17 protein-coding genes are annotated in these 20,450 nt (G+C 32.2%); 7 read left to right on the top strand and 10 right to left on the bottom strand.

All coding sequences use genetic code 11. The features are described 5' to 3' along the window. Window positions 1-14: 14 nt before the first annotated feature. Window positions 15-1,034, bottom strand: coding sequence for a UDP-N-acetylmuramate dehydrogenase (murB, locus tag B3M86_RS00540; protein WP_219034205.1), 1,020 nt, complete (start codon window positions 1,032-1,034; stop codon window positions 15-17). 13 nt (window positions 1,035-1,047) lie between these two features. Beyond that, window positions 1,048-2,250, bottom strand: a complete 1,203-nt coding sequence (locus B3M86_RS00535) for a pyridoxal phosphate-dependent aminotransferase (RefSeq protein ID WP_221854791.1) — start codon at window positions 2,248-2,250, stop codon at window positions 1,048-1,050. Window positions 2,251-2,350: 100 nt separating this feature from the next. Between B3M86_RS00535 and B3M86_RS00530 the strand changes: the two genes are divergently transcribed. The 3 genes from B3M86_RS00530 (at window position 2,351) to B3M86_RS00520 (ending at window position 3,434) form a co-directional block, all read left to right on the top strand. Continuing rightward, on the top strand, window positions 2,351-2,710 hold the full coding sequence (locus tag B3M86_RS00530; protein WP_125350224.1) for a YtxH domain-containing protein: 360 nt from the start codon (window positions 2,351-2,353) through the stop codon (window positions 2,708-2,710). A 63-nt stretch (window positions 2,711-2,773) separates the two neighbouring features. Beyond that, window positions 2,774-3,118, top strand: coding sequence for a phage holin family protein (locus B3M86_RS00525; protein WP_115000006.1), 345 nt, complete (start codon window positions 2,774-2,776; stop codon window positions 3,116-3,118). After that, window positions 3,108-3,434, top strand: coding sequence for a hypothetical protein (locus B3M86_RS00520; RefSeq protein ID WP_115000004.1), 327 nt, complete (start codon window positions 3,108-3,110; stop codon window positions 3,432-3,434). The genes B3M86_RS00525 and B3M86_RS00520 overlap by 11 nt, the downstream gene beginning before the upstream one ends. 66 nt (window positions 3,435-3,500) lie before the next feature. Here the strand turns inward: B3M86_RS00520 and B3M86_RS00515 are convergent, their stop codons facing one another. The 7 genes from B3M86_RS00515 to B3M86_RS00485 all read right to left on the bottom strand — a co-directional run bounded on the left by B3M86_RS00515 (window position 3,501) and on the right by B3M86_RS00485 (window position 15,583). Next, window positions 3,501-5,198 (bottom strand): AMP-binding protein, encoded by a 1,698-nt coding sequence (locus B3M86_RS00515; protein WP_219034202.1) that lies wholly within the window; start codon window positions 5,196-5,198, stop codon window positions 3,501-3,503. Window positions 5,199-5,313: 115 nt separating this feature from the next. Continuing rightward, window positions 5,314-7,191 (bottom strand): DEAD/DEAH box helicase, encoded by a 1,878-nt coding sequence (locus B3M86_RS00510; protein WP_125350223.1) that lies wholly within the window; start codon window positions 7,189-7,191, stop codon window positions 5,314-5,316. 263 nt (window positions 7,192-7,454) lie between these two features. After that, window positions 7,455-8,870, bottom strand: a complete 1,416-nt coding sequence (locus B3M86_RS00505) for an L-serine ammonia-lyase (protein WP_291075686.1) — start codon at window positions 8,868-8,870, stop codon at window positions 7,455-7,457. A 207-nt stretch (window positions 8,871-9,077) separates the two neighbouring features. After that, window positions 9,078-9,560: a hypothetical protein gene (locus B3M86_RS00500; protein WP_219034200.1), complete on the bottom strand. Its 483-nt coding sequence runs from the start codon at window positions 9,558-9,560 to the stop codon at window positions 9,078-9,080. Window positions 9,561-9,569: 9 nt separating this feature from the next. Beyond that, window positions 9,570-10,271, bottom strand: a complete 702-nt coding sequence (locus B3M86_RS00495; protein WP_038336322.1) for an NUDIX hydrolase — start codon at window positions 10,269-10,271, stop codon at window positions 9,570-9,572. 33 nt (window positions 10,272-10,304) lie between these two features. Then, window positions 10,305-10,775 carry an Lrp/AsnC family transcriptional regulator gene (locus B3M86_RS00490; protein ID WP_038336320.1) on the bottom strand — a complete coding sequence of 157 codons (471 nt, stop codon included), beginning with the start codon at window positions 10,773-10,775 and terminating at the stop codon, window positions 10,305-10,307. Between the two features lie 212 nt (window positions 10,776-10,987). Further along, a complete protein-coding gene (locus B3M86_RS00485; RefSeq protein ID WP_291075684.1) occupies window positions 10,988-15,583 on the bottom strand; it encodes a translocation/assembly module TamB domain-containing protein in 4,596 nt (1,531 codons plus the stop codon). Between the two features lie 63 nt (window positions 15,584-15,646). Between B3M86_RS00485 and tsaD the strand changes: the two genes are divergently transcribed. The 3 genes from tsaD (at window position 15,647) to B3M86_RS00470 (ending at window position 17,824) form a co-directional block, all read left to right on the top strand. After that, window positions 15,647-16,666 carry a tRNA (adenosine(37)-N6)-threonylcarbamoyltransferase complex transferase subunit TsaD gene (tsaD, locus tag B3M86_RS00480; RefSeq protein ID WP_291075682.1) on the top strand — a complete coding sequence of 340 codons (1,020 nt, stop codon included), beginning with the start codon at window positions 15,647-15,649 and terminating at the stop codon, window positions 16,664-16,666. Next, entirely contained in the window at window positions 16,666-17,373 is a 708-nt protein-coding gene (locus tag B3M86_RS00475; RefSeq protein ID WP_221854794.1) for an RsmE family RNA methyltransferase, read from the top strand. Before tsaD ends, B3M86_RS00475 begins: the two co-directional genes overlap by 1 nt. A gap of 97 nt (window positions 17,374-17,470) precedes the next feature. Next, window positions 17,471-17,824: a hypothetical protein gene (locus tag B3M86_RS00470; RefSeq protein WP_291053520.1), complete on the top strand. Its 354-nt coding sequence runs from the start codon at window positions 17,471-17,473 to the stop codon at window positions 17,822-17,824. A 359-nt stretch (window positions 17,825-18,183) separates the two neighbouring features. On the opposite strand, the gene B3M86_RS00465 is transcribed toward B3M86_RS00470, so the two are convergent. Beyond that, window positions 18,184-19,803, bottom strand: coding sequence for a glycoside hydrolase family 10 protein (locus B3M86_RS00465; RefSeq protein ID WP_125350215.1), 1,620 nt, complete (start codon window positions 19,801-19,803; stop codon window positions 18,184-18,186). 185 nt (window positions 19,804-19,988) lie between these two features. Here B3M86_RS00465 and B3M86_RS00460 point away from each other — a divergent pair, with 185 nt between their 5' ends. After that, window positions 19,989-20,423, top strand: coding sequence for a potassium channel family protein (locus B3M86_RS00460; protein ID WP_280049537.1), 435 nt, complete (start codon window positions 19,989-19,991; stop codon window positions 20,421-20,423). Window positions 20,424-20,450 lie beyond the last annotated feature (27 nt).

Below are 20,450 nucleotides of genomic sequence, written 5' to 3'. Positions count from 1 at the left end.
AAGCGGGATTTAATTTATTGTATAATATTGACTTCTCTAACCAATGTTACGCCATATTTGGCTTTCACATCTTCTATAATTCGTTCAGACAAATCATATATTTCGCGTCCTGTTGCATTTCCATAATTCACCAAGACCAAAGCTTGTTTGTCGTGAACTCCCGCATCTCCAAAACGTTTTCCTTTCCAACCTGCGTGTTCTATTAACCAACCAGCAGCTAATTTTACACCTAAATCAGTTTTGAAATGAGAAATTTCTGGATGAAGTTTTTCAATCTCAGCAAATTCTTCATTCGAAATCACAGGGTTTTTAAAGAAACTTCCCGAATTCCCTATTTGCGAAGGATCTGGTAATTTACTTTGACGAATTTTGATCACAGCTGCACTAATTTCTTGAATCGTTGGATCAAAAATTTGCTCCTTTTCCAATTCAGATTTTATTGCACCATAATCAACATGAAGTTTATGATTTTTCTTTGTCAGTTTAAACGTAACTGCCACCAAGACATATTGACCTCTCAATTCATTTTTAAAAACAGATTCGCGATAACCAAACTGACATTCTTCATTTGTAAAAGTACGTTCATCACCCGTTTCCAGAACTAATGTCTGAACTTCTTCGATATAATCTTTTACCTCTACGCCATACGCACCAATATTTTGCATCGGTGCAGTACCAACATTTCCAGGAATCAACGAAAGATTTTCTAATCCTCCGAAATCATTTTGCAACGTCCATTCAACAAAATTATGCCAATTCTCGCTTCCTTGCGCTTTTACATACACAAAATCATCATCTTCATTGATAATTTCGATTCCTTTCAAATTCAGTTTTAACACAATTCCAGGGAAATCGTCTACAAAAAGCATATTACTTCCTCCTCCTATAAATAAAATAGGTAAATCTTTTTGACGACGAAAAACCAAAACTTTTCGCAAATCTTGAATAGTTGCAACATCAGCAAAATATTTTGCTTTCGCTTCTATTCCAAATGTGTTATATAATTTTAATGAATAATTTTCGATGATTTCCATCTTCGTATTTTTCTTATGATCTAATTGTTCCTGGATATTGTTCTAAAGCTTCTTTCAAGATTTCGACAGAACGAACCAAATCTTCTTCTTTCAAAACATAAGCCAAACGAACTTCTTGAATTCCTGAATTTGGAGTTGAATAAAATCCTGCTCCTGGTGCCAACATTACTGTTTCTCCATTTGATGAGAAAGATTCTAATAACCAGATTGCAAATTTTTCTGCACTATCTACAGGTAATTGAATCATACAATAAAATGCTCCTTTTGGATTTGGACAAACAACACCTGGAATTTGTTGTAAACCTTCTACCAAAGTGTTGCGACGTTTTAAATATTCTGTACGACAATCTTCAAAATAAGTTCCTACGTTTCTGTGTGCTAATGTTGCAATGTACTGAGAAATTTCAACTGGACTTAAACGCGCTTGAGCATATAACATTGCTGCTTTTAAGAATTTCTCGTTACGTGTAATTAAAGCTCCAGAACGAGCTCCACATAAAGAAAAACGTTTCGATTCAGAATCAATTACAATTGCATTATCTTTCAATTCTGGGAAACTTAAAACAGATGTAAATTCTTCTTCTGTATATAAATATTCTGCATAAACTTCGTCCGCAATTAAATATATATCATGCTCTAAAACCAAATCTTTCAATTGATTTAATTCTTCTTTCGAATATACATAACCTGTTGGATTCCCTGGATTACAAATTAATATAGCACGTGTTTTATCTGTAATTTTTTTTGCAAACTCTTCTACTGCAGGTAATGCAAAATTATTTTCAATTGTAGATGGAACTGGAACAATATTTACATCGTTTTCACATGTAAATCCATTATAATTTGCATAAAAAGGTTCTGGAATAATAATTTCATCTCCTGGATTTGCAATAATTCCGAAAATAAATAATAAAGCTTCCGAACCTCCTAATGTTGCAATAAAATTTTCTGGCGTTAATTCAATTCCGCGATTTGTAAAATAATCTGCCAAAGCCTGACGATATTCCAACGTTCCTTCTGAGTGCGTATAAGAAATAATGTTTGAAGGAAAATTTTTCAATCCTTCTAAAACAGCTTTTGGCGACTCAATATCGGGCTGTCCAATATTTAAGTGATAAACTTTCGTTCCTCTTTTTTTCGCTGCATCTGCGTATGGCACCAACTTTCTGATTGGAGAAGCTGGCATATTTTGTGATTTTTCAGATAATATTAACATTTATTGTAATTTTTAAAATTTGATTTGAATTCTTTGGTATTGTTTTTGTAATTTTAAAGTGTAAATATAAAAAACGTTTAATCTCAAAAAAAACTTTATTATGAGTAAATTAAATAATGCAACTAAATTATTAGCAGGTTTAGCAATTGGAACAGCAATCGGAGCAGTAGTAGGTTTATTATATGCGCCAGAATCAGGGAAAGACACTCGCAAAAAATTAAAAAAAGAAGCTGACAAATACAAAAAAGAGTTAGACAAATACGCGAATGATTTTTCTGATAAAGCGAAAAAAACAAAAAAAGAATTAGAAGCTAAATTAGACGAAGTAAAATCAAAATTAGCAGAACAAAAAGACGAGTTTGTAGCAAAAGCGAAAGAAGCTGGAAAAGATTTAAAATCTAAAGCAAACCAAACAAAAGAAGATTTAAAAGACGAATTTCAAGAAAACGTAGGAGTTTAATTTCTTCGAAATACAACATTCCTTAAAATTTATAATTAACTTTGTCTGAAATAAATCAATTTTATGTTTAATGAACTAAAAGTTTATATTAATAATAGAATAACTTTAGCTAAATACGATCTCGTAGATTCGCTGAGTAATATGTTGGCGAGCGGTATTTATGTATTAATTATTGCCGTATTTTCTTTGTTTCTATTATTATTAGGAAGTTTAGCATTAGGATTTATTTTGGGAGGTTATTTTAATGATACAGGATTAGGTTTTCTTGCTGTAACTGGAATTTATTTCTTAATGATGGTTTTTTCTATTCTATTTAGAAAGAAATTAAAACTTTTCTTGACAAATATTGCCGTAGAAAACGCGATGGAAGCTATGTCTAACCAGGAAGATGACGACGATGAAGAATAAAGAACAAATGTCTGCGATAAAAAATTTAGACGATTTGCGAATGGCAAAACGTAAACTAAAATTACAAATGAAAGTTGCTGAAAATAAACATGAAAATTCATTTGTAAATAAAGCAGTTAATCTTGTAACAAACTTAAAATCCGATACAAGTTTTACTTCTTCTAAAGTTGAAAGTGCATTAAATTGGGCTGGAGATAAAGCTTCAAAAAAATATCCAATGAAGGGAATTACAAAAATTTTAATTTCTGGATTGATTATGATAGCGGTTCCAATTATTACGAATAAAATTCAGGAATATATAGAAGAAAAATTATAAAATTATTTGATATTAAAAAACCACTTCGTTTGAAGTGGTTTTTTTGTGTGTTAATTTTAAGCTCGACTAATATTTTTCGTGAAAATATTCGTTTGGTATAATCGTTTTATTCTTTTTATCAACAGCTTCTTGGTTACGCAATTCCACTCGACGTATTTTTCCTGAAATTGTTTTTGGTAAACTCTCCACAAACTGCACAATACGTGGAATTTTGTAACGTGCTAAATGCTCTTCTGTATATCTAAAAATATCTTTTGCTAATTCTTCCGAAGCTTCATTTCCAGGTGCTAAAATAACAAAAGCTTTTACAGCATTACTTCTCAAATCATGCGGACTTGCCACAACAGCAGCTTCCATAATGGCATCATGCTCTAACAAAGCACTTTCTACTTCAAATGGTCCTACACGGAAATCAGACGCTTTTATCACATCATCATCACGCCCAACAAACCAAACATAACCATCTTCGTCTTTATAAGCTTTGTCTCCTGTATAATATAATCCATGCTTGAAAACTTTCGCCATTTTATCTTTCTGAATCAAATAAGTTTTGAAAATTCCATTGATGGTTTCTTCATTATGCACAACACAAATATTTCCTTCTTCGCAATCTTGTACAATATTTCCATCATCATCAGCAATCACAATATCGTATAAAAACGCAGGTTTTCCCATCGATCCATATTTAATCTTCTCATTTGGCAAATTCGCAATCATCGCAGTTGATTCTGATTGTCCATAACCATCACGAATCGTAATTCCTGTACCTTCTTTCCAGACATCTATAATTTCTGGATTAAGCGGTTCACCAGCTGCAACACATTGACGAAGTTTGAAATCATAACTTTTCAAATCTTCTAAAATCAATACACGCAGAGCTGTTGGTGGTGCGCAAAAAGTTGTTACACCCAAATCTTGAATGGTTTGTAATTGTTCTTTCGGAACAAATTTATCTGAATGATAACCCAAAATTGTCGCACCCATATTCCATGGAGCAAAAAAACTACTCCAAAAGAATTTCGCCCAACCTGGTTGAGAAATATTATAATGTAAATCACCTTTTTTCATTCCAACCCAAGAAGAAGTCGTGAAACCTCCAAGCGGATAAGTGTAATGCGTATGCACCACAACTTTCGGCATTCCTGTCGTTCCTGAAGTAAAAAAGTAGAATAAATCATCGTCTGGTTTTGTATCTGCAGCCTCAGCTTGAATAGATTCTTTCCATAACTCATTGATATTTATCCAACCTTCTCGCTCGCCTTCTGTGATTAATTTTACCTTAATCTTTTTATCAAATTTTGCTTCTGCTTCATCTATTTTCGATGCATTTGCTTGATCTGCTAAAGCAACTTCTGGAAAAGAAGACTCGAATCTAAACGTTAAATCCCTTGCTTCTAAAGTTGTTGCGGCTGGAATAATAATTAATCCACCTTTGATAGAAGCCAAATAACCAATCCAAGTAATCGGTAATAATGGAACTTGAGAAAACATTTTGTCTCCTTGTACAATTCCTTTGTTTCTTAAATAGTTTAAAAATTGATTGTATTTATCAGCTAAATTCTGAAAAGTATAATCTTCTCGTTCTTCATTATACTTCCAAATTAAACCTTTTTGAGTTCCTAATTGAGCAACATTATAAGGCTCAAAAATATCCTTCACCCAATTGAATTTCTCTGGTTTGAAAATTTTAATCTGTTTTAATTGCGTATAATTCTCTTCTTCGATGGATAATCGAATAGAGCTAAACAATTCTTGTACTGTCATTTATTTGTGGTTTTGAATAAATATAGAAAAATTATTTATTCAAACAGAAGTTTTATGAATAAAAAAGGATGATTTTATAAAATCATCCTTTTTGTTATTTTTTATTGAGAATATATTAATCTCTACCTCTTCTTGAGTTTCCTGTTCTATTACGGTCTCCTCCACGGTAACCACCACGATCTCCACCTCTAGAATCACGGTCACGATCACCTCCACGGAATCCACCTCTGTCTCCTCCGCGATCACGATCTCCACCACGATAACCTCCACTTCTTTCACGGTCATTATCACGACGGCTATTGAAACCACGTCCGCGAGAATCTCCTCTGTCATTACGACGACGATCTCCACCACGACGCTCACCATCACCACGTCTAGGTTCTGGTTTAGAGATTTGAACATCTAAGTCTACTCCATCACGTTGTGCATCTTTGAAAGATTCTAACACTAATGATTCGAATTGTGTATCAACTTCGAAGAAAGAAAAATTACGTAAAATTTCAATTTTTCCGATTTCGATGTTACGATTACGAGTTTGCTCGTTAATTAAACCAATTAAGTTTGGAACACGTAAATTGTGTTTTTGACCAATATTAATAAAGAAACGAGAGAAATCACGTCCACCACGACGGTTAGAAGAACGATCTCCTCTATCACCACGATCTCCTTCAGAAGAAATATCTTTCGTGTTTTTGTAATATTCTAAGAAAGAATTGAACTCAACTGTCATGAAACGTTTTAATAAATCGTCACGATCTAAGTTCGCCAATTTTTCATTTACAGTTTCCATGTAAGGCTCGATTAATTCTTCATCAACTTCGATATTTTCGATTTTATCGATTAAAGAAATTAAACGTTTTTCACAGATTTCGGCTCCAGTTGGTACATTTTTAGGCTCGATTTTAGAAGCAATTAATTTTTCTAAATCTCTAATTTTACGCGCTTCACGTCCTCCTGAAATAATGATAGAAATTCCTTTGTTACCCGCACGTCCTGTACGTCCTGAACGGTGTACATAAACTTCTGGATCATCTGGTAAATTGAAGTTGATTACGTGAGTCAACTCATTTACGTCAATACCACGAGCAGCAACGTCTGTTGCAACAAGGATTTGAATATTTTGGTTACGGAATTTCTCCATCACGTGATCACGTTGTGATTGTGATAAATCTCCATGTAATGCGTCTGCATTGTAACCATCTTGCATCAATTTATCTGCTACGTCTTTCGCTTCGCGACGAGTTCTACAGAAAACGATACCATAAATATTTGGGTAATAATCGGCCAAACGTTTTAAAGCTAAGTAACGATCAGAAGAACGTACTAAGTAAACGTGATGCTCGATATTTTTTGATGCAGTATTTACTTTACTTACAGCAATCTCAACTGGATTGTGCATATATTCTGAAGCGATACGACGAACCTCTGAAGGCATTGTAGCTGAGAATAATAAAGTTTGTTTTTCTTCTGGAGTTGTTTCTAAGATAGAATCAATTTCGTCACGGAATCCCATGTTCAACATCTCATCAGCCTCATCTAAAACTGTCCAAGTGATGTCATTAATTTTTAATGCGCCACGTTTGATTAAGTCCATTGTACGACCTGGCGTTCCTACAACGATTTGCGGATTATCTTTTAATCCTCTAATTTGTTTAACGATGTCAGCACCACCGTAAACTGCCTGTACACGTACTCCACGCATATCTGCAGAAAAAGATTCTAATTCTTTTGCAATTTGTAAACATAATTCACGAGTAGGACACAAAATAATTGCTTGTACTGATTTTGAATTGCTGTCTAATTGATTTAAAACCGGAAGCCCGAATGCTGCAGTTTTTCCTGTACCTGTTTGCGCCAATGCAATAACATCTTGATCTGATGAAAGGATTTGAGGAATAGCTTTTTCTTGGATTGGAGATGGGTTAACGAAGCCCATTTTCTCAATTGCAGTTAGGATTTCTTCTTGAAGTCCTAATTCTTTGAATGTAATCATGTTAGATACGATACCGAGATAATGAAATTCATTTATATTTCATATCACGGTTTTATTTTAAATTATTTAACCAACAGATATGAAAGAATAAAATTAAATGGCTGAGCAGCCTAAAAAATCCCTAAATGAATATTCTTTAACATCCGTACCTTAACTCTAAAAGGCTGTGCAAATGTAAGGATTATTTTTGAAATACACAACACACATTCATAATCCTTACAATTAATACACATAATATTATTTTACTGATAATAAATAAGTTACTAACAATCTGCAATATTTACAGCAACTGCCAAACCTCCTTCAGAAGTTTCTTTGTATTTATTATTCATATCTTTTGCAGTTTTCCACATCGTATTCACAACTTTATCTAACGGAACTTTCGCAGTCAACGGATCTGTATCCAGTGCTAATTCTGCTGCATTTATCGCTTTAATCGCTCCCATTGTGTTACGCTCGATACAAGGAATTTGTACCAAACCACCAATCGGGTCGCATGTTAAACCTAAATGATGTTCCATTGCAATTTCGGCAGCCATTGTTACTTGCGCAGGAGTTCCTCCCATTAATTCGCATAATGCAGCTGCAGCCATAGCTGAAGATACGCCGATCTCAGCTTGACAACCTCCCATTGCCGCAGAAATAGTTGCTCCTTTCTTAAAAATAGAACCAATAACTCCTGCTGTTGTTAAGAATTGTTCAATCTCTTTTTGACCAGCTTTATGATTTTCGATCACCAAATAATACATCAAAACTGCTGGAATAACTCCTGCACTTCCATTTGTTGGCGCTGTTACAACTCTACCTAACGAAGCATTTACTTCATTAACAGCAAGAGCAAAACAACTCACCCATTTCAAGATTTGACGAAAATATACTTTGGTTTTTCGGATTGATGCAATCCATTCTTGTGAATTAGAATAAGGTGTTGCTCCAACCAAATTTTTGTGCATATCGTAAGCACGACGTTTCACGTTCAATCCGCCTGGTAAAATACCTTCTGTATGACAACCAATGTACATACACTCTAACATAGTATTCCAAACACGCATTAATTCGTGGTGAATTTCATCTTCAGTTCGAATTGTTTTTTCATTCTCGAACATAATTTCAGAAATCGATTTATTTTCTTTCGAACAAAATTCTAATAATTCTGTTGATGTATTAAATAAATATGGAAAAGCACAAGTGACATCTGTATTGGTAGCACTATCATCCTCTTTTGTAATAAATCCTCCCCCTATCGAATAAAACGTAGAAGATAATTCTTCGTTCTCATAGAAAGCTGTAAACATCATTCCATTAGCGTGAAAAGATAAAAACTCACGATTGAAAACGATATCAGTTTCGGGATTAAAATCAATTAAAAATTTATTTCCAAAATTTAATTGTTTATTTGTATTGATTGTATTAATAATATTCGAAATATCATCAACAGGAATATATTCAGGATCAGCACCGCTTAACCCTAACATTACTGCATAATCAGTTGCATGTCCTTTACCCGTAAGCGATAAAGAGCCGTACAAATCTACACGAACTTTTGTAATTTTATTAAAGATAGATGCAGCATCCAATTCTTTCAGAAAAGCTTCTGCAGCGCGCCAAGGACCTAAAGTATGCGAACTTGAAGGACCAACGCCAATTTTGAGCATATCAAATACTGAAATACAATCCATTTTGTACTTTTAATTTATATTTTTTCCACACAAGACAAATATAGCCGTTAAATTCTCATATTCACTTTATTTAAGCAGTTTTTTTATCAACTTAAACAATTAACATGCTTAAAATATTCATATTGAATGATATTAATACAAATAATTCAGCATCAAAAAAAGAGGTCACAACTAATTGTAACCTCTTTTCTAGACTTTATTAAGTTTTTATTTAAACTTGTGCCAATATGGATAGATAATCGCTAAACCATAACCTATAAACACAAATAATGTAAACATGGTAAAAAGTGTTCCATCTGCCATAAATTCGGGCTGCATTGCTGCTGACACAAATAATGATGTCACAACCATATATACACCAATTCTTTTATAAGATTTCACTAAAAAGATACCTATCAATGCAATAACTCCTAAAACAAGAGTCGAAATTGGATACCATTTTGGCATTTCTGGCGCATCTTCGTTCATCATTTGGCGGAACAAATAATCATTTGTCACCAATAATTGATAACCACGATAAAGAATACTCAAAATCAAGAAAACCATTATAAAGATCATTGACTTGAAAAGGAATGATGTTTTGTTTCCTTCGTGTTTCAAATCTTTTGTTTTGGTATTATCCGACATTAAAACTTTTGTGTCAAAAATATCGTCACGTTCTTGATTTTGTTCTACTTTTTGATCTGTCATAGCTTTATTTTAAAATAAGAAATCATATCCTTTCAAACTCAATTTTTCGTATTTTTCTTCATCAAAACGATACAATTTAGATACTTTACGATGTTGTTTAGGATCTGTTGTATTACCTGTTTCGATAATTAAATTTGAGTTAAAGATTTTCTTTCTAAAGTTACGTTTATCCAACTCACGATTCAAGGCTTTTTCATACAAACTTTGCAATTGCGCAATTGTAAACTCATCTCCAAGTAAGTTAAATCCTACTGGACGACGTTTTACACGACGTTTCACACGCTCTTTTGCATATTTTACAATCTCATTGTGATCAAAAGCCAAATCCGGAACACGGTCGTAAGCATACCATTCTCCACCTTGTGTTTTCACTTTTTCCTCTATTTGAGGTGTCAATTTAACCAAAGCGTAATAAGCAACATTTACAACACGTCCTAATGGATTACGAAAAACTTTTGTAAAAGCTTTCAATTGTTCAATATATGTTTGATGCTCATCGTAAGCAATTTTCTCAATCAACAATTCGTGAATTGCTTGATCGTTACTTACCGTTGGCGCAATATATTTTCCTGGCAAAACCAATGCTCCTTTGAAAGGATCGTTTAGTTTTTTATACACCAATATTTTGAGATCTTCTCCATCAAACCCGAAAAGTACGAGACTTGAACATAGAGCGACCTGAAAATATTTTTCTTTTTCTTCGTCTGTCATTTTGTGGGATGATTAATAAATTGAAATTTATTTTTAATGAAAAATTGAATGCATCAATCTATTTTTATCGTTAAAAGATTCTTCTAACGAAATCATAGATTCTGTTCTCAATACATCATCAATTTGATCAATTTTGTAGATAACATCTTTCGCATCAGAAGTATCTCTTGCACGAATTTTACAGAAAATATTATATTTTCCAGACACAACGTGAACCACTGTTACGTTAGGAATTTTATATAATTCATCTATCACTTTCTGAGTTTTGTTTGTTTTTGTAAGTAACAATCCTACATACGCAACAAACTGATAACCCATTTTATCATAATCTGTAATTAGTGTAGTTCCTTTGATGATTCCAGCCTCCTCTAATTTCTTGACACGTACGTGAATAGTACCAGCAGAAACATTCATTTTCTTTGCAATTTCTGTAAATGGCATTCTTGTATTGTCAATCAAATACATCAAAATTTTCTTATCAACATCATCAATTATGTAATTCATTTTCCTAATTTTTGATTATTATTATTATTTTAATAAAAAATCGAATTAATTTTTAGCAAAATTATAAATAAAACAAACAAACTTCAAAATATTTTTTAATGATTTATTTAATATTTTACTTTTGTTATAATAATAGTTCAAAAAAGAAAGAACTAATCACTTTTGTTTGTTTGCGCGAGTTTATTGTCTAACCACAATAAACTCATTTTTTTTTATTTAATTTTGACTAAACCACGACGTTTTTGTTCCACTTTAGGTTGAGTACTTTTTTGATACGTAACTTTGACCGTATCTTTTGTAGTTTGACGAGTAGAATCTATTCTTCTTTCCTCACTTTTAAACTGTTTCGGAAGTACAATCGAATCAAATCTTTCTTGCTGTTGCTCTTCTTTTTTAGCTTTTGCTTTTCGTTTATTTTCATCTAAACCTAAAAATCCTCTAAACGTATCGAAGCTTTTGTTGTACTGAATTCCTACTCCGAAACTTTGATTTAAGTTATTTTCCATTCCTGGCAATAAACCGAAAGTTGTAGGTTTTGTAAATGCTTTTAAGACCAAAGATCCATTGTTTAATTTCGAGATATCATAAGAAACATCAAAATTCCCATCGAAGTTCTCTTGTACATTTCTATTATTTGTAACCGCAATTCCATACGAACCACGTAAACTTAAACGATTATTAACCCGATAAGAAACAGAAGTTCTAATTTTATCATTTGTCTCCGATTGCGCACTACCACCGACATACTCCATTTGTATATCTACATTGTTCGCAATAGAAGACAACATACCCGCAATTGTCGATAAACCAATATCAGCAGCTGTACTTGTTACACCAGATTGAACAGCCGAAGCATCACCAAATTTACCTGTCAATAAGATATAACTAAACTGAAGCATCTGTTCTTCTGTATTTGAACGGAATTTTGATTGTAACTGCGAATTGATATCCGAACCTGCATTAGGAATTGTTAATCCAAAATCGATAATAGGTTTTTTCAACGTTTCAGAAATATTAATTGATAAGAGAGCATCATAAATTTGCGAATATCCTACACCTAAATAGTCTCCAACATTTGACACCGAACGTTGATATTCAGCTGTAATATTAAGCGTTGCATCAAGTGGATTTCCTGCAAATTGTACCGAAGATCCTTTTTTGATTTTAAAATCTTTTGGAATCAGCGGAAATTGTCTAAACTCATATGTTCCACTTTCTATATTATATACCCCTGTAATACTCAATCCTGCTTTATTCATTAAGAATCTAAGATTTTCTGCAGTTCCTCGCGCTGTTGCTTTATCATTTGTAGCTGCATCAAAAATCAAATTCACCATCGCATTTGGATACGCATTGATGTTGACATCTATCGACATTCCTTTTGGTGCGTGAGGCTCGTTATTTTTCGATTTTTCATCTAGATGTTGGTTAGGAACAAAACGTACCAAATTATTTTCTGACTCAATTGTTGTACTTCCTGTATTTATCGTTAACTCAGAATTTCCAACCACTGTCGCATCTCCAGCAATCTCCAATTCCTCTACCGCACCAAACATAGATACATTTCCTTTCGCAAATACTTTTCCATAAAACAATTCATTGTCTTTAATAGACGTGTTCATCACCAATAAATTATCGGTATCAAAATCTAAGTTGAGACCCCATTTAGATAAATTACGAAAAAGAATTAAACCATCAACTTTTCCTTTTGTATTGTACGCAGTATCTTTAAATGCAATATCATTCAATCTAATAACCCCTTGTCCTGCTCCTTCTTTAAAAACAAATAGGTCGTTTTCTCCTTCAAATAAATAATCAGTTCCTAAGAAATTAACTTTTAATCCAAGATCTTTTGCAATCATATTTCCGCTAAGATTTGGTAAATCAATTGGTCCAGTAATTTTTAAATCACCAGATAACGTTCCACGCATATTAGAGAAAACAGATTTTAAGAATCCTTCTAAGAAATCGATATGAAACTCATCAAAATTGGCATCTACATCGACTTCAGGACCTGTTGGTTTATTAATAATATTACCATAAGCAACCAACGATTGAATTTGCTCTTTCTGTAAACTTGTTTCAAAATTAAATTGTTTATCCGCTACATTATAACCTCCTTGTAAAGTCAAATTACCAAGCTCAAAATCATTTAAACCTAACTTATCAATTTTAGCTTCAAGTGTTGGTTCTAACTTTTCTTTTGTTCTAATAATATCTACTTTACCGTTCGCTATACCGACAATTTTTAGATTATTCAATAATGTTTTAGGAATGATTTTTTCTAAATGCAAATCTTTAAAATCAGCATTGAAATTGTAATCTACATTGTTATTAAATAAACCACTTACTTTTAAATATTGTTCTTCCGATTCTAATGACAAATCTTCAACTTTTAATGATTTATTGATTCGATTAAAAATTACCCGATTAGAATTTGCATCATTCAAATGATTAATTGTCCATTGTGTCGAATCTATTTGTATTGTCGAAGGTGAAAATCCAAAAATCAAATCATTATTATTCTGAACTGTGTGAAAAAGATTTAGATTAAATAAAATTGGATTCTTACGACCTATATTAAAGTCTGTTTTGACAATCATTGTATCATTCTTCGGAATCGAATTTACGTTAATTGCATTAATCGTAACTCCACTCACTTTCATACTATCAATTTTCGCATTAAGTGTTGGTAGTTCTGCAATTGTATTTAGATTAACATTCGACTGAAACAATTGAATTCCTGCATATTTTATACCTGGAGTATCCAATGTCGCTTCCAATTGATTTTTCGTACCATCAATATAACCTTTAACATGTGTATCTGGCTCAATAGAAATCGATGGATCGATATATTGTAATAAATTTTCTTGCACATAAACATCAAACGAAAAAGCCTGATTTGGCGAAACTTTTTTATGGCGGAAAGATGGCACTAGATCTACAAGCGAATTATTGATAACATTTGCAACTTCAGTAATATTAAATTTACCATCAACAGTGGCTTTCATATAATCTGGCACATCTAATGTCATGATTTTATGCGAACCATCTATTTGAGAATTCAACATGACATGTGACAATTCTAACGTATCTTTTTTAGAACGGAAATAAAGATTTTTGACATCAATATTTCCCCTAAAATCATTAATATTTGTCAGCTTAAAATTCCCTTCAACATCGCCACGTACTATTGCATTTAGATTTTTTGTAACTCCAAGAAAATCTAAATTAACTTGACGAATGTTTGATGTAAAATCAAAATCATATGGTTTTCCACTGAAGTTAATTTTTCCGTTCAATTGTGCATTCAAATTAGGATCTTTGATATCAAACAAACCATTAAACTGATAATTTTTGACCAAACCATCTACCGTAATATTTTGATATCTTTTTCCAATCAAATCGATGTAACGAAGATTTCCATCTAAATTTAAATTGATATTTTTTAGATCAGTTCCTTTTCCATCAAATCTAAATTTTCCGCTTACATAACCCAAATCTTTTGCATTTGTTAATTGACGAAGATTAAGATTTTTCGCATCTAAAGTTCCCTTATAAATTAACGATTTTACATCTTTGTAATTCCTAATTTGAGCTTTAATATCAGCATCACCAAGTCCAGAAACTGCGTAACCATTCGCATGAATTTCATTTGGATTTAATGAAATATCACCACGATAATTTAAGTTTCCAAAACGAGTCAACATATTCGGAATTTTCTTAGAAACAAAGGTTGGAAGTAACTTTACAATTTTTTGATAGGATGTATTGATTTTTACATTTCTTGTCGAAAAATTTAGCGAAGAACCATGTGTCACATCTTGCAATTGTAAACGAGAAGCACCAACATAATTATCTTCTCCTTTCATTTCGAAATCTGTAAATGTTAAATTATTCAGGGTTCCATTTACTTTTCCATATAAATCAACCGAAGAATTTTTATCAAATAAATCAGTGAAATAGCGAATTTCTTTAAAATTAATTTTAGATCCTCGATCAAAAAAAACGTCCCAACGAACTTTATTATTAAAATCAGACATATCCGAAGGTTGATTGTAACTCAATAATAAATTTCCGTTTAAAACAGACGTATCCGTTCGTAAATTTAAATTCCCAACTCGAATTTCTTTTTTCGAATAATGAACTTTTCCTGTGAAATTTTGTACGTTATACGTTTCTTTATTTTTTGTTGCAACAAAGCAGAAATTTTCTAAATCGGCCGTAATATCAGAATCAACTAATCGAAACTTTTTTACCGTCATGTTCAACTGCTTCGAATCCAACCAAACATTTCCAGAATTTTGATTAACAATTGAAACTTTTCCGTCCTGTAAAATAAAATCTCCATCTAATTTGAAAATCTTTTTCGGATCTTTTGGTTTATCAGAACTAAAACCGTTCACAAATTTGATGAAATTCGAAATCGAATCACCTTTGTAGGTAATCACACGAATTTCAGGTTCAATCAATTTCACTTCACTCAAATTGATATGATCTTTTTTGATTCCTGGAATTAACGACCAAACATTTATTGTTGTTTCTAAAGTCTTCGACTTCAAAAAATCATATTTGTAATCGTCTTTAATGTGTACACCATAGAAATAAATACGCCCAAAAAAATCAATATCAACCGCATCTACATACATTTGTGTGTTCAACGATTTATTTAATTTTTCTAAGGCAAAATGTGCTATTTTTGTCTGTACCGCAGGGATTTGTATTGCGATTGCTACTGTTAAAACAAGGGTTAAAACGAGTATAATCAACGACAATAAAAATCTTCCTATTCGTCTGACTATTTTCAATGGTTTAAATTTACGATATTTGCAGGGTAAAAATAAGTTATAAATTTTATTCTACAAGGAATTATGAGCGATAAAAACTACATTTTAGCCATAGAATCTTCTTGTGATGATACAGGCGCAGCAATTATTGACGGAAATAAAATTATTTCTAATGTTGTGGCAAGCCAAAAAATTCACGAAATATATGGTGGCGTAGTACCAGAATTAGCTTCGAGAGCACATCAACAAAATATTGTTCCCGTCGTAGATCAAGCCCTAAAACAGGCAAATATTAATAAAGAAGAACTTAAAGCAATCGCGTATACACGTGGTCCAGGATTGATGGGTTCGCTTTTGGTTGGCGGAAGTTTTGCGAAATCTTTCAGTCAATCATTGGATATTCCGTTGATTGAGGTTAATCACATGCAAGCACATATTTTGGCAAATTTTATTGAAGATGCCAACGACGAAAAACCAACTTTTCCATTTTTATGTTTGACTGTTTCTGGTGGACATACACAAATCGTGAAAATCAACAGTTATTTTGAGATGGAAATTTTAGGTGAAACAATTGATGATGCAGCTGGTGAAGCTTTTGATAAAGCAGGTAAAATTTTAAATTTACCTTATCCTGCAGGTCCAATTATTGACAAAAAATCTAAGATTGGAGATCCTACAAAATTCAAATTTGCAAAACCAAAAATTGATGGTTTAAACTTTAGTTTTAGCGGTTTCAAAACGTCAATTTTATATTTTATTCAGAAAGAAGTCAAAACGAATCCAAATTTTATTGAAGAAAATATTGACGATTTGTGCGCTTCTATTCAACATTCTATCGTTAATATTTTGATGGAAAAAGTAAAAAAAGCATCGGACGAAACTGGAATTAAACAAATTGCGATTGCAGGTGGAGTTTCGGCTAATTCTGAAATTCGTCAACGATTAAAAGATGGAGAAACAGAATTTGGTTGGAAAACTTTTATTCCAAAATTTGCTTATACAACAGATAATGCAGCGATGATTGCAATGGTTGGAAGTTTAAAATTTGATCAAGAGTTATTTACAAAAAACACAGCGAAATCTGTGGCTAAATACCATATTTAATGAAATTATTTTTTGGAGAAATTCATCACGAAACAGCTATCCTGAACGAAGAAGAAAGTCATCATTTTGCGAAAGTTTTGCGCGGAAATGAAGGCGATTTGGTTCATGTGACGGATGGAAAAGGAAATTTGGCTCAAGTTGAAATTACGTCGATTTCTAAAAAAGCAGTTGAAGGAAAAGTAATTGATTTAAAAACAAATTTCGAGCAGAAAAATTACTATTTACATGTTGCAATTGCACCAACAAAAACAATGGAACGTTTGGAATTTTTCTTGGAAAAAGCAACCGAAATTGGTGTTGATGAAATTACATTTTTGCAAACTTTTCATTCGGAACGAAAAAATATTAAAATTGAACGAATTGAAAAAATTGTTCAGTCTGCAACAAAACAATCGTTGAAAGCGTATTTGCCAAAAGTAAATGATTTGACAAAATTCAACGAATTTATCAAACAGGATTTTGAAGGTTTCACGAAATGTATTGCGCATTGCGAAGCGGATATTGAACGAACACCTTTAAGAACAGTTTTGGAAAATAACCCGCAGAAAATTTTAATTATGATTGGTCCTGAAGGTGATTTTTCGCGAGATGAAATTTTCGCTGCAGAAGATCACAATTTCACAGGAATTAGTCTTGGATATCAACGTTTCCGTACTGAAACTGCAGCTTTACAAGCTGTTTTTGCCGTTGATTGGGGATTGAAATAAATCGAGTAAAACTATTACTTTATACAAAAACCGATTCTGTTGGATCGGTTTTTTTCTTTTATCTGAAAATAAATATCTTTATCAAAATTAAAAACTTATGAAAAAATTAGCACTTATTTTGGGATTATTCATTGGAAGTTTTTCATTTGCACAAACTGTAAATGATGTTCCGATTAAAGATATTAATGTCGACTATGTACAGATTATTGGAACTGGACGAGGTTTGAGTACAAAAATGAATATTCGCTTGGATTTTGGACAAGAAACCAAATCAATTTCTTTTAAAACTGGTTTGAAAATAAAAGATGAACGCGGAATTGCAGTAAAATTTAATTCAATGATTGATGCGTTGAATTTTATGTCTGCGAGTGGATATGAATTTCAGTTTGCGTATACCTCAAAAGAAAATGATGACGATACGCTTTATTATATTTTAAAGAGAAAAAAATAAACAAATCCTCAACTTATGTTGAGGATTTGTGTTTTATATTAAATTCTAATTTTCAACTTTCTTTTTCTTCAACATAAAAAATATGCAGAATATAAACGTTACTGAATAAATAATACCTAATGCTGTATTTTTAAACGTAAAATCTTGAAAATTAAACTCTCTTAACAAAGCTAGTCCTATTGGAAATGCAATAAGCGCAAAAATAATATTGAAACCTATTTTATTTTTCATATAATTATGGTTATTTAAATATGTGTTAAACTATTAATGTATAATCAAATATACAAAAACAACAAAGTTGTAAAAATAAAAAAATCCTCAACTTATGTTGAGGATTTATATTGAGAGAAATTCAATTCTTAATTAATTTTTTGAGCAACGTAATCACTTTCGTTTCCTAAACGATCGACAGCTTTTAGTGCAACTGCTGTTAAACTTTTACCATCTTTGTGTTTCAAAATTGTTTGGTTTGTTTTGGTTTTATCCAAAATAGACGTTTCCCAATCGTTGTTGTAACGTGTGTATAAAATCCATTTCGAAACATTTGAATTCATTTTATAATCATTCCAATTCATCACAACTTCTGACGCTTTCATATTTACAGTCAAACTTGGTTTTACCAAACGATCTGCTTTTATCCAATTCATAGTTGGCACCAAAGCTTTAGCTTTGTATGGACCTTCTTTCAGATAACTCAACATCGAAGGATTTTTCGTTAATCCAGCAATACTCCAGTGAATAACACCCACATTGTTTTGTAAAATTTCTCCAGCCATTTTTACCTGATTTGTAATCTCAGTTGTTCTATCCGAAACTTTCACTTCTACAGTATTCAAACCTGGCCAAAGATGACGATTATGTGTGTTTTCTGATTTCCACCATTCTAATAATTTCGGAAAACTTTGTCCTGTCGAATTAATTGGCCAATACAATTGTGGCGAAAAATAATCAACCCAACCTTTGTTCAACCATAATTTTGCATCTGCATACAATTCATCATATTGCGAAGAACCTGTAATTCCAGCAGGATATCCTGGTTTCCAAATTCCAAAAGGACTAATACCAAATTTTACAAAAGGTTTTTCTGCTTTGATTTCTTTATAAATACGCTCAATAATTGTATTCACATTTTGACGACGCCAATCTGCTCTCGACAACATTCCTCCATTATTCTTGTAAACATTCCAAGTTGAATTATCTGGAAAGTCTGCACCACCATTATACGATGCATATGGATAGAAATAATCATCAAAATGAACACCATCAATATCATAACGCGAAACGATATCACGAACAACTTCCGAAACGTGATCTTGCGTTTTTTTGTCAGCAGGATCAAACCAATACATGCCATTTTTCAATCTCACCACATTACTTGGCGATCTTTTCACCATCGATTCGTTTGTCACTGGACCTCCACTACTGTGATGCGCTCTGTAAGGATTTAACCAAACATGCAACTCAATTCCACGTTTGTGTGCTTCTTCCACCCAAAATTCTAACGGGTCATAATATGGCGAAGGCGCCTTACCTTCTTCTCCAGTTAAAAAGTAAGACCAAGGTTCGAAATTACTTTTATACAAAGCATCTGCCGCTGGGCGAACCTGAAAAATAACAGCATTAAAATTGTTTGCTTCTAACATATCCAACAACTTTATTGCTTCATCTTTTTGTTGCGTTGTCGTTAAATCTTTTTTAGAAGGCCAGTTAATATTTGCAACAGAAGCTACCCAAGCTGCACGAAACTCACGATTTACTTCAGGTAGTTTTACTGTAAAAACTTCATCTTTCTTGTTCGGAATTTCAGTTTTTGGCGTAGTAGCAATGGTTGACTTCGTAGATTCGACAGGTTTTATAGGCTGCTTAGATTCTACTTTTTTATAAACTATTTTTTTCGAATTTTTATTTGAAGCACACGAAGATAAGCCAATTGTAGCTAATCCGAAACACATCAAAATATATTTAAAATTAATTTTCATTCGTTGAAATATGTATTTTTAGCGTTACAAAATTAGTAATAAAGCTTTATTAATCCAGATTTTATCAAATATTTAGGATATCTAGATTTTCCTTCTCTATTAAATTTACAAAATTTTTCGCTTCAAAAAGTGTTCTATAAATTTTATTCTTTACATTTTTGTACTCATCTATAATTGATAAAAATATGTTTCTAATTATATGTTTTGGCGTATTGATTATTTGTGTAAATGTTATTTTACAATCAACTGTTACGGTTTATTCGCTAAAATATCTACATAAATATAATCTCAAAAAACAACGATTAACGTTTAGTGAAGTGCTTTGGCAAATGGCAATTTCAGTATCTTTCTTGACTTTATTGCACGGTGCACAATGTACAATTTGGGCGGCTACTTTTTATTTCAATCCAAATATTGACAATTTATATAGTTTTCAAGAAGCAATCTATTTTTCATTAATCACTTTTACAACCGTTGGTTACGGTGATGTTGTGATTGATAGCGAATGGAAAATTATGGCTGGATTAGAAGCTATAAACGGAATTATGATGGTAGGCTGGTCAACTGCGTTGATGTTTTCTTACCTACAAATTATCTTAAAGAAGAATATTACTCAATAAAAAAATCCCTTCAAAAATTTTTGAAGG

The sequence above is a fragment of the Empedobacter sp. UBA6305 genome (genome assembly GCF_002440405.1).
Classification (GTDB): Bacteria; Bacteroidota; Bacteroidia; order Flavobacteriales; family Weeksellaceae; genus Empedobacter; species Empedobacter falsenii_B.
Note: the sequence above shows the minus strand (reverse complement) of the source record. Positions and strands in the feature narration are given on the sequence as shown.